Source organism: Micromonospora sp. NPDC049282 (assembly GCF_043197045.1).
Lineage (GTDB): Bacteria > Actinomycetota > Actinomycetes > Mycobacteriales > Micromonosporaceae > Micromonospora.
Window position 1 is genome coordinate 261,569 of the sequence record NZ_JBICSL010000007.1, and the last position, 14,835, is coordinate 276,403.

Annotated in this window: 11 protein-coding genes; 9 read left to right on the plus strand and 2 right to left on the minus strand. The window is 72.5% G+C overall.

Features of this window, described 5'->3' with window-relative positions; translation table 11 throughout:
• The first annotated feature begins 100 nt into the window (after positions 1 to 100).
• The 5 genes from ACGFI2_RS14625 to ACGFI2_RS14645 are packed head-to-tail and all read left to right on the plus strand — an operon-like array spanning position 101 to position 5,206.
• The gene (locus tag ACGFI2_RS14625; RefSeq protein WP_393516145.1) at positions 101 to 1,069 is read left to right on the plus strand and encodes a hypothetical protein; all 969 of its coding nucleotides are present in this window, start codon (positions 101 to 103) and stop codon (positions 1,067 to 1,069) included.
• Between the two features lie 52 nt (positions 1,070 to 1,121).
• Positions 1,122 to 2,675, plus strand: coding sequence for a phenylacetate--CoA ligase family protein (locus tag ACGFI2_RS14630; RefSeq protein WP_393516148.1), 1,554 nt, complete (start codon positions 1,122 to 1,124; stop codon positions 2,673 to 2,675).
• A gap of 2 nt (positions 2,676 to 2,677) precedes the next feature.
• Positions 2,678 to 3,118 carry a DUF4188 domain-containing protein gene (locus tag ACGFI2_RS14635; RefSeq protein WP_393516151.1) on the plus strand — a complete coding sequence of 147 codons (441 nt, stop codon included), beginning with the start codon at positions 2,678 to 2,680 and terminating at the stop codon, positions 3,116 to 3,118.
• Positions 3,115 to 4,197, plus strand: coding sequence for a GNAT family N-acetyltransferase (locus ACGFI2_RS14640; RefSeq protein ID WP_393516154.1), 1,083 nt, complete (start codon positions 3,115 to 3,117; stop codon positions 4,195 to 4,197). Before ACGFI2_RS14635 ends, ACGFI2_RS14640 begins: the two co-directional genes overlap by 4 nt.
• Position 4,198: 1 nt before the next feature.
• Entirely contained in the window at positions 4,199 to 5,206 is a 1,008-nt protein-coding gene (locus ACGFI2_RS14645) for a nitroreductase (RefSeq protein WP_393516157.1), read from the plus strand.
• Positions 5,207 to 5,218: 12 nt separating this feature from the next.
• Here ACGFI2_RS14645 and ACGFI2_RS14650 read toward each other — a convergent pair whose 3' ends face one another.
• On the minus strand, positions 5,219 to 6,259 hold the full coding sequence (locus ACGFI2_RS14650; protein ID WP_393516160.1) for a LacI family DNA-binding transcriptional regulator: 1,041 nt from the start codon (positions 6,257 to 6,259) through the stop codon (positions 5,219 to 5,221).
• A gap of 444 nt (positions 6,260 to 6,703) precedes the next feature.
• On the opposite strand from ACGFI2_RS14650, the gene ACGFI2_RS14655 reads away from it, so the two are divergent.
• The 4 genes from ACGFI2_RS14655 (at position 6,704) to ACGFI2_RS14670 (ending at position 13,988) form a co-directional block, all read left to right on the plus strand.
• Complete coding sequence (locus tag ACGFI2_RS14655; protein ID WP_393516163.1) at positions 6,704 to 8,068, plus strand: glycoside hydrolase family 43 protein; 1,365 nt, start codon at positions 6,704 to 6,706, stop codon at positions 8,066 to 8,068.
• Positions 8,069 to 8,100: 32 nt separating this feature from the next.
• A complete protein-coding gene (locus tag ACGFI2_RS14660) occupies positions 8,101 to 9,402 on the plus strand; it encodes a cellulose binding domain-containing protein (protein ID WP_393516166.1) in 1,302 nt (433 codons plus the stop codon).
• A gap of 18 nt (positions 9,403 to 9,420) precedes the next feature.
• Positions 9,421 to 12,246: a glycoside hydrolase N-terminal domain-containing protein gene (locus ACGFI2_RS14665; RefSeq protein WP_393516169.1), complete on the plus strand. Its 2,826-nt coding sequence runs from the start codon at positions 9,421 to 9,423 to the stop codon at positions 12,244 to 12,246.
• 86 nt (positions 12,247 to 12,332) lie between these two features.
• On the plus strand, positions 12,333 to 13,988 hold the full coding sequence (locus ACGFI2_RS14670) for a cellulose binding domain-containing protein (RefSeq protein WP_393516172.1): 1,656 nt from the start codon (positions 12,333 to 12,335) through the stop codon (positions 13,986 to 13,988).
• 123 nt (positions 13,989 to 14,111) lie between these two features.
• On the opposite strand, the gene ACGFI2_RS14675 is transcribed toward ACGFI2_RS14670, so the two are convergent.
• Entirely contained in the window at positions 14,112 to 14,831 is a 720-nt protein-coding gene (locus tag ACGFI2_RS14675) for a hypothetical protein (protein ID WP_393516175.1), read from the minus strand.
• Positions 14,832 to 14,835: the final 4 nt, after the last annotated feature.

A 14,835-nucleotide genomic window follows, 5' to 3' on the forward strand; every position in this document is an offset into this window, starting at 1 on the left:
AGTCGCGACGGCGATGAGCTCCGTAGGACGACCCGCCGGTAACCGGATGGTCTGATCGCGCCGGGTGGGCGACCATGGTCGGCATGGCGAGGGACCGGGCGTGAGGCTGCCGCTCCAGGGCGGCCTGCCGCCGGCGGCGGCGCCCACCGGCGACGTCGTGGAGATCGCCTGCGACGAGTCGGGGTTCTCCGGCACCAACCTGCTCGACCCGGCCACCCCGCTGGTCAGCCACGCGAGCGTCGACCTGACCGTCGAGGAGGCCACCCGGCTGCTCGCGTCCCTGCGCTCCGGTTTCCCGTGGTCGGCGCACGAGTTCAAGTCCCGGCAGTTCCTCCGCCGGCCGGAGGCGGCCGACGCGCGGGAGTGGTTCCTCGCGGCGTTGCGCGGCCGGGCGCACGTGCACCTGGTCGACAAACAGGTCTTCCTCGTCACCCGCGTGGTCGACCTGCTGCTGGACGAGCCGTCCTACGCGGCCGGCACCCGCCTGGCCGGGGCGCGCCGAGCCGACGCCCTCGCGCTGCACCGGGCCGGGCGCGCCGCCGGTCCGGCCTGGGACGCCTTCCTGGCGGCGTTCGTGGAGATGCTGCGGACCAAGCGGCGGGATCGCTCCGGTGGCGGCAGCGTGGACCGGTTCTTCGCGGCGCGCGACGCGCTGCTGCGCCACGTCCCGACCGACGCGATGCTCCACGCGCTCGACCGCGTCCGGGTGGCCGACGTCCAGGCCCGGCTGTACGCCGAGGACCGGTCGATCCCGCCGCCGTTGGAGCCGTTGCTGCCGGCGCTGGCCGAGACCGTCCTGTTCTGGAGCGGCGGTCGGCGGCGGGTGCTGGTGACGCACGACGAGCAGAGCGCGCTCACCGCCGACCGGTTGCGCCGGCTCCAGCGGGCGCTGGCCGAGGGCGGCGGACTGCCGGCGGGGGAGTCGCCGCTGGCCGGGCTGGTGATGACCGACTCGCGCGACGACCCGCGGGTGCAGGTCGCCGACCTGTTGGCCGGCGTGGCCCGGCGGATGCCGGGCAGCGTCGGCGACGCCCCGCGGCGACCGCTGGGTACCCGTACTCAGCCGTAGTCCCGTCTCACGGCTCAGGTGCCGGCGTCGCCGCGTCGGCAGGATCCTTGTCATGGCCGAGACACTGCACCGACCCGCCGTCCTGCGTACCGTCGAGATGCCGTTGCCGGGGGAGGAGGCCGCCGGCCGGGCGATGGCCGCGTTGGTCCGGCTCGTCGGCCGGCACCCGGCCGGGTGGCGGTGGCTGGCCCGACGGCACCACCCGGTCCTGGACCGGCTGGCCGAGGCGAACGCGCGGGCGCTCTGCGTGCGGGCGGCCCGGCAGGTGCCGGCCTACCGGGCGTTCCTGCGGGCCCGCCCGGCAGGCGTCCGCCGCCGGCTGCGGGACTTTCCGGAGACCGACAAGCTCGGGTACGTGGTGGGTCACGACGCCGCCGCGCGGTGCTGGCGGGGGCGGCTGCCGCAGCGGGGGGTGGTGGTCGACGAGTCGGCCGGCTCGTCGGGGCGGCCGTTCAACTGGCCGCGAAGCGAGCGGGAGCTGCGGGCGGTGCACCGGGACATCGCCGGCTACACCGGACTGGTCTTCCCGATGCGCCGGCCGTTCGTGATCAACGCGTACTCGATGGGCGCCTGGGCGACCGGGACCACGACCGGCGCGGCGATGGCCCGGGTCGCGGTGGTGAAGAACACCGGCCCGGACCTCGACAAGATCATCGACACGTTGCGGGAGTTCGGGCCGGAGTTCGACTATCTGGTGACCGCGTACCCGCCGTTCCTCAAGCACCTGCGGGACCGGCTGGACGCCGAGGACTTCCCCTGGTCGCGCTACCGGATCTTCGGCAGCTGCGGCGGGGAGGGGATGACCGAGGCGCTGCGCGACTACCTGGAGCAGCGGTTCACCCGGGTGCGCTCGGCCTACGGGGCGTCGGACCTGACCATCGGCGTCGGCGCGGAGACCCGGTTCACGGTGTGGCTGCGGCGGCGGCTGCGCACCGACGCGGCGCTGCGGGCGGAGCTGCTCGGCGCCGGTGAGCAGCGGCTGCCGATGGTGTTCCAGTACAACCCGTTCACCACCTGGCTGGAGACCAACGAGCGGCGGGAACTGGTCTGCACGGTCGGCAGCCGGGACGTGCTCCAGCCCCGGCTGCGCTACAACGTCGGCGACGAGGCGCTGCTGGTGCCGTACCGGCGGATCGTCGAGCTGGCCGCGGCCGACCCGGTGCGGGCGGCGGAGTTCCGCGCCGCGGCGGCCGACGAGCGGATGACCCTGCCGGTGCTGCTGCTGTTCGGCCGGCGCGACTCCACGGTGTCCTACCTGGGGGCGAACCTCTACCCGCAGGACGTCGAGTACGGCCTCTACACCGGCAACCCGCACGCGGCCGCGATCAGCCGGTTCCGCCTGGCGCTGGTCGAGGACGCGGCGCTGGAGACCCGGCCGGTGATCCACGTCGAGCTGCGCGGTCCGTTGGCCGCCGCCGACCGCGCGGCGCTCGCCGCGGCGTGCCGGGACGGGGTACGCCGGCACCTCACCTCGGTGTCGCGCGACTACGCGCAGTCCCTGGTGGAGGACCCGACCGCCGGTGACCTGCGGGTGGAGCTGCACGATCCGGGCACCGGCCCGTTCGCCGGCCCGCAGAAGATCAAGAACGCCTATCTGGTGAGGTGACCATGCGTACCCGAGATTTCTCCCGTGCCCCGGCGCAGGCCCGCGCCGGTGCGATGTTCATCGGCGGCACCCGGTACGCGAACCCGCTGGTGCTGCTGCGGCTGGCCCCGGACTGGTTCCGGATGGTGCGCGACATGCGCCGGATGTCCGGCTACCGCTGGCACACCGTCTACTGGCAGTTCCCGCTGACGTTGGGCACGATCGCGTTCTTCGCCGACCGGGACGCGATGCTGCGCTTCGCCCGCACCCGGCACCACCGCAGGCTGATGGCGTGGCTGACCGACGGCAACCGCAACGCCACCGCCGGGTTCATCCGGCTCTACACCGCATCGCCGGACGGCTACTCCAACGGCGCGTGGCGGGCCGAGGACGGCGCGATGGGTCACATCGACACGTTCACCCCGCTGGGCGTGGAGACGACCGGACCGGCGGTACGCCGGTGAGCGGCCACCGGTTCGAGCGGGTCACCGGCCGGCGCGCCCTGGCGGAGTTCCTCGCGCTCACCGACCGGCTGTACGCGGACGAGCCGCGCCACGTGCCGACGCCCCGGCAGCAGATCCGCCGCTGGTGGCGCGACGGCGTGCCGCTGTACGTGCTGCGCGACGCCACCGGCGCGGTGGTCGGGCGGACCACCCTGCACACCGACGCGGACCTCGACGCGAAGCTGGGCCGCCGGTGCCAGCTGTTCGGGCTCACCGAGTTCACCGCGCCGGCCGCCCGGCCGTTGTTCGACGCGATCGACGCGCACGCCGCCGCCGACCGGGACCTGCTGTTCGGGCCGGTGGCGCTGCTGCCCAACCAGGCCGGCGGGGTGATCACCGACGGCTACCAGGACCGGGGCTTCGTGGACAGCGCGTGGAACCCCGCGCGCTACCCGGCCGCCTACGAGGCGTACGGGTTCACCAGGCGGTTCGTCTCGGACACCTGGATCTGCCCGGTGCCGGACCCGGACGGGCCCCCGCCCGCGTTCGGCGCGCAGCCCGACGGCGCGCGCCTGGAGCTGCACCGGGGCAACGTGCGGCGCCTCGACCAGCAGCTCGACCTGCTGCGCGGCATGTTGAACGACTCCTTGGCCCAACTCGGCTACTACACCCCGATCTCGGCGGCGCAGTTGCGCCGCCAGACCGACGGGCTGGCCCACCTGCTGGACGAGTCGTTGCTGCTCTACCTGACCCGGGACGGGCAGCCGGTAGCGTTCGTGCTCTGCGTGCCGGACATCAGCGAGTTCCTGGTCCGGGTGCGCGGCGACCTGAACCCGGTCAACCAGCTACGGCTGCTGGCCACCCGTCGCCGGCACCGTCGGGAGGCGGTGCTGATCGTCAAGGGCGTGCGGCCGGAGTTCCAGGGGCGCGGCTACCAACGGCTGCTCTCCGCGCAACTGCACCACAACCTGCACGCCGGCGGCTACACGACGCTGCGCAGCACGTACGTCGGGCGGGACAACCCGGCCTCGGCGGCGTCGTACCGGCGGCTCGGCGGCCGGCCGCTGCACGGCTACACGTTCTACGCGAAGGAGCGCTGACATGGACCTCGCCGCGTTCCGCGAGCTGGAGCCGCTGTGCTGGCGGGCCCCGAGCGCGCACAACACCCAGCCGTGGCGACTGCGCTACGAACGCTGGGCGATCACGGTCGGCTGGGACCCGGCCGACGCGCTGCCGGCCGGCGACCCGACCGGCCGGGACCTGCGGCTGTCCCTCGGCGCGTTCGTGGAGACCTGCCTGGTCGTGGCCGCCGGCGCGGGGTTGCGACTGGACTGGGTCGCCGACCACGACGAGTCGGATCGCCGGGTGGGTCGGCTGCGACCGGCGCGGCAGCCGTACCGGACGCCGTTCCGCACCGACGACGTGTGGGACCGGCGTACCCACCGGGGCCGGTTCACCGGCGGCCCGGACGCGCGCGTGCTCGCCGCCGTCGACGACGTGGCCGGGCGGGGCGGCGGCGCGGTACGCGTGGTGCCGGCGACCGGTCGTCTCGGCGCGCTGCTGCGCGCCGCCGACCGCCAGGTGTACGCGGATCCGGCGGTCGCGGCCGAGCTGCGTCGTTGGCTGCGCCTGGATCCGGCGCGGCCGGAGTACCGGACGGACGGGCTCAGCGACCGTTGCCTGGGACTGTCCCGGCCGGCCGCCGCGGGGCTGCGGGCGGCGCTGGCCGCCTACCCGGTGCTGCGCCCGCTGGGGTTGCCGCGCCTGCTCGCCGCCGGCGACGACCCGCTGGCGCGCGGCGGCGCGGTGCTGGCGCTGGTGGCGCCGCCCGACCTGGACGCGGCCGGGCAGGTCGAGTTCGGACGGGTGCTGATGCGGATGTGGCTGACCCTGCAGGCGGCCGGTCTGGCGGCGCACCCGTTGAGCCAGCTCGTCGACGTCGACGCCACCCGCGACGCGATCGGCGCGTTGCTGGACGTGGCGTCGGGGCGGATCGTGCACGTGACCCGGGTGGGTCGGCCGGTCGCGCCGGCCCCGCGTTCGGCCCGTCGGGTCGAGCCCGCCGGCGGGGGAGCGCAGCGGCGGCCGGTGGCGGCGCGGGTGGCGTAGGACCGTCGCGGATCAGCGGGGCGACGGCGGCGCGGTGCTGCCCCGGACGACGAGGGTGGTGCCGAGTTCGTACCGCTCCTGGTCCGGGGCGCGGCCGTCGGCCATGGCCAGGGCGAGTCGCGCGGCCGTGGCGCCGATCTCGGCGAACGGTTGCCGCACGGTGGTCAGCGGCGGCGCCAGCCAGGCCGCCTGTTCGACGTCGTCGAAGCCGACCACGCTGAGGTCGTCCGGTATCCGCAGGTCGGCGTCGCGCGCCGCGGCGTAGACGCCCATCGCCTGGAGGTCGTCGCCGCAGACGACCGCCGTCGGCGGGTCGGGCCGGGCGAGCAGTTGGGCGCCGAGGTCCCGGCCGTCCTCGAAGGTGAACACACCCCGCCGTTCGAGGTCCGGGTCGAACGGGACACCGGCGTAGTCCAGCGCGGCGCGGAAGCCGTCCACGCGGGCGCGCGCGGACAGGTCCCGGACCGGTCCGGTGAGCAGGCCGATCCGGCGATGGCCGAGGTCGAGGAGATGTCGGGTGGCGGCGAGCGCGCCGCTCCAGTTGTTCGACCCGACGGCGGGCGTGGGGAACAGGTCGCCGAGCGGGTCGATGGCGACCAGCGGGATCCCGTCGGCCGCGAACCGTTCGCCGTCCTCGGCGGTGACCGGGGAGAACACGGTGATGACGGCGGTCGGCTGCCGCGCCAGCAGTTGCTCCGCCCAGGGTTGTCCCGCCGCCACGAGCCGGTGCACGGCGGTGAAGCCGACCGTGTGGTCGTGGGCGCCGGCGACCTCCTGGACGCCGCGCAGAACCTGCAGGGCGATGGAGGACAGCATCTGGTGGAAGACCACCTCGAGGCAGAGCGTCGCGTCGGTGGTCTGTCGCCGCCGGTAGCCGTGGTCGCGGAGCAGCGCCTCCACCCGCTGCCGGGTCTGTTCGCCCACCCCGCGCCGACCGTTGAGGACCTTCGAGACGGTGGGCGGGGACACCCCGGCGAGTTCGGCGATCGTGGCGATGGGCAGGTCACCGCGCCGGGGCTTGCGAGGGTGCGGCCGCGGTCCTTCTTCGATCACGAGGGAAGTCTATGGGCGGGCGCCCAGGGCCAGCTCTGGTGCCATGCGCCCGGGTGCGAAAGGTTATCGATAACATTTCGCGCCTTCGCGGTGATGGCGCGTGTTCGGGGCAGCCGTCGAGAACTTTCGCGAAACCTGATCGTCACATCTTGACGGGCGGCCTCCCATCTATGAGAGTCCATATAGGCAGATGCGGCGCACGGTCGGGAGCCCGGGCGCCAGCCGTTATCTCCGCAGGTGGCGTCGGGACGCGTGGGCTGCGTTCTGTTAACGCTAACAGCAGACCCGCCGTCGTTCCTCGCGACGCCGGCGACGGTCGACCTCGCGCGCTGTCCACACATTGCTCCCGCCAACCCGACCAACCGCACCTCCGACCAACCACGCGTACCCGCACGGCGGCAGGACGCCACCTTCCGCATCACCCCCTGACCCAGGAGGCCCGTCGTGACCCGAACTCTCCTGCGACGCGGTGTCGCGCTGTTCGCCAGCCTGCTCTGCGTCGTCGTGCTGACGCCGGCCGCCGCCCACGCGGACAACCCCATCGTCCAGACCATCTACACGGCGGACCCGGCGGCGCTGGTGCACAACGGCCGGGTCTACCTCTACACCGGCCACGACGAGGACGGCTCGACCTACTTCACCATGAAGGAGTGGCGGGTCTACTCGTCGGCGGACATGGTCAACTGGACCGACCACGGCTCACCGATGAACCTGGCCACCTTCAGTTGGGCCAGCGCCGACGCCTGGGCCGGCCAGACCGTCTACCGCAACGGCCGTTTCTACTGGTACGTCCCGGTCAAGAACCGGTCCACCGGGCGGATGGCGATCGGCGTCGCGGTCGCCGACAGCCCCACCGGCCCGTTCCGGGACGCCATCGGCCGTCCGCTGGTGGAGAACGGCGAGATCGACCCGCACGCGTTCGTGGACGACACCGGGCAGGCGTACCTCTACTGGGGGAACCCGAACCTCTGGTACGTGCGGCTGAACACCGACATGGTGTCGTTCTCCGGCAGCCCGACCCAGATTCCGTTGACCACCGCGGGGTTCGGCGCCCGCAGTGGGAACGCCAGCCGCCCCACCCTCTACGAGGAGGGGCCCTGGGTCTACAAGCGCAACGGCACCTACTACACCATCTTCGCGGCCGAGTGCTGCTCGGAGTTCATCGGCTACTCCACCGCCCCCGGCCCGACCGGGCCGTGGACCTACCGCGGGACGATCATGCCCCGGCAGGGCGGCAGCTTCACCAACCACTCCGCGATCATCGACTTCAACGGCGGCTCGTACTTCTTCTACCACAACGGGGCCCTGCCGGGCGGCGGCGGTTACACCCGGTCGGTGGCGGTGGAGAAGTTCACCTACCGGTCCGACGGCACCATCCCGACCATCAACATGACCACCGGCGGCGCGCCGCAGGTCGGCACCCTCAACCCCTACGTGCGCCAGGAGGCGGAGACGATCGCCTGGTCGTCGGGGGTGGAGACGGAACCGTCCAGCGAGGGCGGGGTGAACGTCGGTTGGCTCGAGAACGGCGACTTCATCAAGGTCAAGGGCGTCGCGTTCGGCGCCGGCGCGACCTCGTTCACCGCCCGGGTCGCCTCGGCGTCCAGCGGGGGCCGGATCGAGGTGCGGCTGGGCAGCGCCACCGGCGCCGTCGTCGGCACCTGCACCGTCGCGGCCACCGGCGGCTGGCAGACGTGGACCACCGTGACCTGCCCGGTCAGCGGCGCCACCGGAACCCAGGACGTGTTCCTGCGCTTCGCCGGCGGAGGCGGCTACCTGTTGAACGTCAACTGGTGGCAGTTCCGCTAGGCCGGACCCACCACCTTCCGAGGAGACACCAGATGTCGAAACGCAGAACGAGACTCGGATCGGTCGCGGCCGCGATCCTGCTGGCCCTGGGCATGGGCATCGCGACGGCCGGCGGCGGGCTCGGCAGCAGCGCCCGGGCCGCGGACGTCGGGACGATGGCCGCGACGGCCGGATGCGGCAAGACCCCCATGCTGGGCAACGGCACGTACACCATCGCCAGCGGCGGGAAGAACCGTAGCTTCATCCTGAAGCTCCCCGACGGATACGACCGGAACCACCCGTACCGACTGGTCTTCGGATTCCACTGGTGGGGCGGCACCGCCGTCGACGTGGCGACCGGCCAGACCGTCCAGCGCGACGTCTGGGCCTACTACGGGCTGCTGCGGCTGGCGAACAACAGCACGATCTTCGTGGCGCCGCAGGGCATCGACAACGGCTGGGCCAACTCCGGCGGCGAGGACGTCACCTTCGTCGACGACATGCTCCGCCGGATCGAGGGCGACCTGTGCGTCGACACCACCCAGCGCTTCTCCGTCGGCTTCAGCTACGGCGGCGGGATGAGCTACGCGCTGGCCTGCGCCCGGCCGAACGTCTTCCGCGCGGTCGCGGTGCAGTCCTCGCCCGGCACGTTGAGCGGATGCAGCGGCGGCAACGAGCCGATCGCGTACCTCGGGGTGCACGGCGTCGGCGACACCGTCGCCAGCGGACGCGCGCTGCGCGACCGCTTCGTCCGCAACAACGGCTGCACGGCCGCGAGCCCGCCCGAGCCGAGATCCGGCAGCCTGACCCACACGGTCTACAGCTACTCCGGTTGCCGATCCGGCTACCCGGTGGTGTGGGCGGCGTTCGACGGCGGCCACATCGCCGCTCCCCAGGACGGCGCGGGCGGCGACAGCGGCACGCGGACCTGGGTGCCGGGCGAGGTGTGGAAGTTCTTCACCCAGTTCGCCGGCACCACGCCGACCTCGTCGCCCACGGCCTCGCCGACCGTGTCACCCACGGCGTCACCCACCACGTCGCCGACGAACCCGCCGCCGTCGGGCGGGTGCGCCGCCACCTACCAGACCGTCAGCCAGTGGCCGGGCGGCTTCCAGGGTGAGGTCACGGTGACCGCCGGCGCCACCGCCGTCAGCGGATGGCGGGTCAGCTGGACGCTCGCCGACGGGCAGAGCGTCACCCAGCTCTGGGGCGGGCGCAACGCGCCCTCCGGCAGCACCCAGAACGTGTCCAACGAGGCATGGAACGGCAGCCTGGCGGCGGGCGCGTCCACCACGTTCGGCTTCACCGCCGGCGGCTCGGCGAGCACGCCGTCCCTGACCTGCACCCGCGTCTGATCCGGGCTTGGAGAAATCATGTCTGACGTGACCCGAAGGAACATCCTCAAGGCATCGGCGGCGGGGGCCGGCGCCGCGCTGGTGCCGGTCGCCTGGAGCGCCGCCGCCCGGGCCGGCTCGACCGCGCCACCACAGGCGCTGGCCGCCAACGACCTGGCGCTCTGGTACGACGAGCAGGCGGGCACCGACTGGCTCCGCGCGCTGCCGATCGGCAACGGGCGTCTCGGCGCGATGGTGTTCGGCAACATCGACACCGAACGGCTGCAACTCAACGAGGACACCGTCTGGGCCGGCGGCCCGTACGACTCGGCGAACACCCGGGGCGCGGCCAACCTGGCCGAGATCCGGCGCCGGGTCTTCGCCGACCAGTGGACCTCGGCGCAGGACCTGATCAACCAGACCATGATGGGCACACCGGGCGGGCAGCTCGCCTACCAGACCGTCGGCAACCTCCGGCTCGCCCTCGGCTCCGCCAGCGGGGCGACCCAGTACAACCGGACCCTCGACCTGACCACCGCAACGGTCACCACGACCTACGTGCTGAACGGGATACGCCACCAGCGGGAGGTCTTCGCCAGCGCGGCCGACCAGGTGATCGTGCTGCGGCTGACCGCCGACCGGGCCAACTCGATCACGTTCTCGGCCACCTTCGACAGCCCGCAACGGACCACCGTGTCCAGCCCGGACGGCGCGACCATCGGGCTCGACGGCATCTCCGGCAGCATGGAGGGGGTCAACGGCTCGGTGCGTTTCCTCGCCCTGGCCAACGCCGCGGTGACCGGTGGCACGGTCAGCAGCTCCGGCGGCACGCTGCGGGTGTCCGGCGCCACAAGCGTGACCGTCCTGATCTCGATCGGGTCCAGCTACGTCAACTACCGCACCGTCAACGGCGACTACCAGGGCATCGCGCGCAATCGGCTCAGCGCCGCCAGGAGCGTCGCCTTCGACCAGTTGCGCAGCCGCCATCTCGCCGACTACCAGGCGCTGTTCAACCGGGTCACGATCAACCTGGGGCGTACGGCGGCGGCCGACCAGCCGACCGACGTGCGGATCGCGCAGCACGCGAGCAGCAACGACCCGCAGTTCGCCGCGCTGCTGTTCCAGTTCGGGCGGTACCTGCTGATCTCCTCCTCGCGCCCGGGCACCCAACCGGCGAACCTCCAGGGCATCTGGAACGACTCACTGGCGCCGTCCTGGGACTCGAAGTACACGATCAACGCCAACCTGCCGATGAACTACTGGCCGGCCGACACCACGAACCTGTCCGAGTGCTTCCTGCCGGTCTTCGACATGGTCAAGGACCTGACCGTGACCGGCGCGCGGGTCGCCCAGGCGCAGTACGGCGCCGGTGGTTGGGTCACCCACCACAACACCGACGCGTGGCGGGGCGCCTCGGTGGTCGACGGGGCGTTGTGGGGCATGTGGCAGACCGGTGGGGCCTGGCTGAGCACGCTCATCTGGGACCACTACCAGTTCACCGGCGACCTCGGCTTCCTCCAGGCGAACTACCCGGCCCTGAAGGGCGCCGCCCAGTTCTTCCTCGACACCCTGGTCGTCCATCCGACGCTCAACTACCTGGTGACGAACCCGTCGAACTCCCCGGAGCTGCCGCATCACGCGAACGCCAGCGTCTGCGCCGGGCCGACGATGGACAACCAGATCCTGCGTGACCTGTTCGACGCCGCGGCCCGGGCCAGCGAGGTCCTCGGTGTGGACACCACGTTCCGGTCCCAGGTGCGTACCGCCAGGGACCGGCTGCCCCCGAGTCGCGTCGGTTCGCGGGGCAACGTGCAGGAGTGGCTCGCCGACTGGGTCGAGACCGAGCGGACCCACCGGCACGTGTCGCACCTGTACGGCCTGCACCCCAGCAACCAGATCACCAAGCGGGGCACCCCGGCGCTGTACGAGGCCGCCCGCAAGACCCTGGAGCTGCGCGGCGACGACGGCACCGGCTGGTCGCTGGCCTGGAAAATCAACTTCTGGGCCCGGCTGGAGGACGGCGCCCGGGCCCACAAGCTCCTGCGCGACCTGGTGCGCACCGACCGGCTCGCGCCGAACATGTTCGACCTGCACCCGCCGTTCCAGATCGACGGCAACTTCGGCGCCACCTCCGGCATCGCCGAGATGCTGCTGCACAGCCACGCCGGCGAGCTGAACGTGTTGCCCGCGCTGCCGACCGCGTGGCCGACCGGGCAGGTCGCCGGCCTGCGCGGTCGCGGCGGATACACCGTCGGCCTGTCCTGGACCAACGGTCAGGTCGACGAGATCGCCGTCCGCGCCGACCGCGACGGCACGCTGCGGGTGCGGTCCCGCCTGTTCACCGGCAGCTTCACCCTCGTCGACTCCACCGACGGCAGCACGCCGGGCACCACCCGACCGGAGACGGACGTCGTCCAGCTCACCGTCCGCGCCGGCCACACCTACCGTGCGGCCCGGCCCGGCGTGACGCCGACACCGACCCTGACCGCGACGCCCACGCCCACGACGACGCCGACCAGCACGTCACCGAGCCCGACGCCGACCATCAGCTCGCCCGCGCCGTCGGGCGCACGAGCGACGTACGCGGTGACGGGCTCGTGGTCGGGCGGCTTCCAGGCCGAGGTCACGGTGACCGCCGGCGCGACCGCGATCCGCGGCTGGACGGTGTCCTGGACGTTCCCCAACGGGCAGGTCATCAGCCAGATCTGGGGCGGCTCGCACACCCAGAGCGGCGCCGACGTGGTGGTGCGCAACGTCGACTACAACGGTTCGGTGCCGGCCGGCGGCTCCACCACCTTCGGTTTCATCGGCACGGTGAACGGCGCCAACAACCCGCCGACGAACATCACCTGCACGACGACCTGACCGGGACGGGACGCGCCCCGGCCGGGCCGGGGCGCGTCCGCCGGCCGTCTCCGCAGGACGTCACTTTCCGGGAAGGGATGAAGATCATGAGACAGGCTGCTCGCAGGCGCCGGATCCTGACCGCGACGGCGGCGGGACTGCTGGTCGTGGCCGGGGCCGCGGCCGTGTTGCGCCCGCCCGAGGCGATGGCGCTCGACAACGGCGCGGCCCGTACGCCGCCGGTGGGTTGGAACAGTTGGAACACGTTCGGGTGCAACATCAACGAGACGTTGATCCGGCAGATGACCGACGCGATGGTCAGCTCGGGGATGCGTGATGCCGGTTACCAGTACGTCGTCGTGGACGACTGTTGGATGAACCCGAACCGGGACTCGGCGGGGAACCTGCAGGGCGACCCGAGTCGTTTCCCGTCGGGCATGAAGGCGCTCGGTGACTACATCCACGCCCGGGGGTTGAAGTTCGGCATCTACCAGGGCCCGTTGGACAAGACGTGCGCGCAGTACTTCAACAGTTATCCCGGCGCGACCGGGGCCCAGGGACACGAGGCCCAGGACGCCCGCCAGTTCGCCGCCTGGGGCGTGGACTACCTCAAGTACGACTGGTGCTCGCCCAGCGGCAGCATCGACGAGCAGGTACGCGTGTTCAACATCATGCGCGACGCGCTCGCCGCGACCGGCCGGCCCATCGTCTACAGCATCAACTCCAACAGCGTGCACTCCAAGACCGGCCCGCAACGCAACTGGGGCGACGTGGCGAACATGTGGCGCACCACCGAGGACATCACCAACACCTGGAACAGCGGGCAGACCAACGGCTACCCGATGGGCATCCAGAACATCGTCGACGTCACCGTGCCGCTGGCCGCCCGGGCCAAGCCCGGCGCGTTCAACGACATGGACATGCTGGAAGTCGGCCGCGGCGGCATGACCGACACCGAGATGCGCAGCCACTTCGCGCTCTGGGCGGTGCTGGCCTCACCACTGATCGCCGGCAACGACCTGCGCAACATGAACACCGCCACCCAGACGATCCTGAAGAACGCCAACCTCATCGCCATCAGCCAGGACCCACTCGCCCTGCAAGCCACCCAGGTCTCCTTCGACGGCACCCGCCGCGTCCTGGCCAAACCACTGGCCAACGGCGACGTCGCCGTCACCCTGTTCAACCAGGGCAACACCACCACCACGATCACCACCACCACCACCGCGGTCGGTAAGAGCGGCACCTCGTTCACCCTGCGCGACGCATGGACCGACACCACCTCCACCAGCACCGGCACGATCTCCGCCAGCGTGCCCGCACACGGCACCGTCGTCTACCGGGTGAGCAACGGACAAGGCAACCCCACACCGACGCCCACGCCGACCGCCACGCCCTCGCCCACCCCGACGCCGACCGCGACCACCCCGCCGCCGTCGACCGGCGCCTGCCAGGTCACGTACGCGATCAGCGGTCAGTGGCCGGACGGGTTCCAGGGTGACGTGACGGTGCGCAACACCGGGACCACCCCGGTCAACGGATGGACCCTGCGGTGGTCCTTCGCCGACGGCCAGCAGATCAACCAGGCCTGGGGCGCCACCTACACCCAGAGCGGCGCGCAGGTCACCGCCACGAACGTCGCCTACAACGGCGCCATCGGTCCGGGCGGCACCGTCACCTTCGGATTCATCGCCAGATGGTCCGGCGCCAACACCAGACCGACCGCGTTCACCCTGAACGGCCAGAACTGCGGCGTCGCCTGACCGGATCCGACTCGAGTACGCAGGTTCGACCCGACCACTCCCTGCCGCCGCGACCGGGGCCGGTGCGGAGGGCGCAGCCCCGCACCGGCCCGGCCGGCACGGTGGGAGGGAGTGGTCCGACGGTCAGGCCAGGAGCGTCTCGCGCAGCCGCGCGCCCAGGTTGATCCGGCCGACCACCCGGGGGCCGGCCGGGTCGTACACGTCGATGCTGTGGTTGCGGCGCATCAGCTCCCGCACCGGCGGCGGCAGCCGGGGCGGGTCGTCCATCGCGGCGAGGACCTGCGCGCCGGCGTGGGTCAGCCGCTCGACCAGGGTGGTGCCGTCGGTGTCCACCCGCACCCGGCCGAACTCCCAGCCGGCGGTGGTGAGGTCGAGCACCTCGAACAGGCGGACCACGAACGGCTGCGGGTCGGTCACCCGGTCGAGGCGCTTCGCCCGCCCGCCGACCACCGTGGCGGCGGCGGTCACCTGAGCGTACGGGTGCAGCCCGCTGGGCAGCGCGCCCAGCGGCCAGCGCAGCGACGGCCCGGCCTCCTTCCACAGGGGCCGGTAGTTGCGGCGGTGCACCAGCAGCCGCCGGCCGGTGCGCCGGAACACCTCCTGGGCCTGGTACTGAAGGTCGGCGTGGGCCTCCTCGGCGGCCTCGCACACGATCCCGGCGGCCACCACCAGACCGTCGTCGTCGGACAGCAGCCGGCTGATCGCGTCGACCTGCTCGGGGAACCGGATCCGGGCGTGCGCGCCGTAGGAGTGCCGGACGTCGCGCAGCAGCGCCTGCTGGCGTCCCGGGTCCAGTTCGACCCCACCGCCACCGCCGCCCAGCAACCGCCGGAGCCAACCCATCGTG

Bases quoted from the DNA above. Each gene is read 5' to 3' on its own strand.
- ACGFI2_RS14630 (WP_393516148.1), top strand. From the start codon at position 1,122: ATGGCCGAGACACTGCACCGACCCGCCGTCCTGCGTACCGTCGAGATG.
- ACGFI2_RS14635 (WP_393516151.1), top strand. From the start codon at position 2,678: ATGCGTACCCGAGATTTCTCCCGTGCCCCGGCGCAGGCCCGCGCCGGT.
- ACGFI2_RS14645 (WP_393516157.1), top strand. From the start codon at position 4,199: ATGGACCTCGCCGCGTTCCGCGAGCTGGAGCCGCTGTGCTGGCGGGCC.
- ACGFI2_RS14660 (WP_393516166.1), top strand. From the start codon at position 8,101: ATGTCGAAACGCAGAACGAGACTCGGATCGGTCGCGGCCGCGATCCTG.
- ACGFI2_RS14665 (WP_393516169.1), top strand. From the start codon at position 9,421: ATGTCTGACGTGACCCGAAGGAACATCCTCAAGGCATCGGCGGCGGGG.
- ACGFI2_RS14670 (WP_393516172.1), top strand. From the start codon at position 12,333: ATGAGACAGGCTGCTCGCAGGCGCCGGATCCTGACCGCGACGGCGGCG.
- ACGFI2_RS14675 (WP_393516175.1), bottom strand. From the start codon at position 14,831: ATGGGTTGGCTCCGGCGGTTGCTGGGCGGCGGTGGCGGTGGGGTCGAA.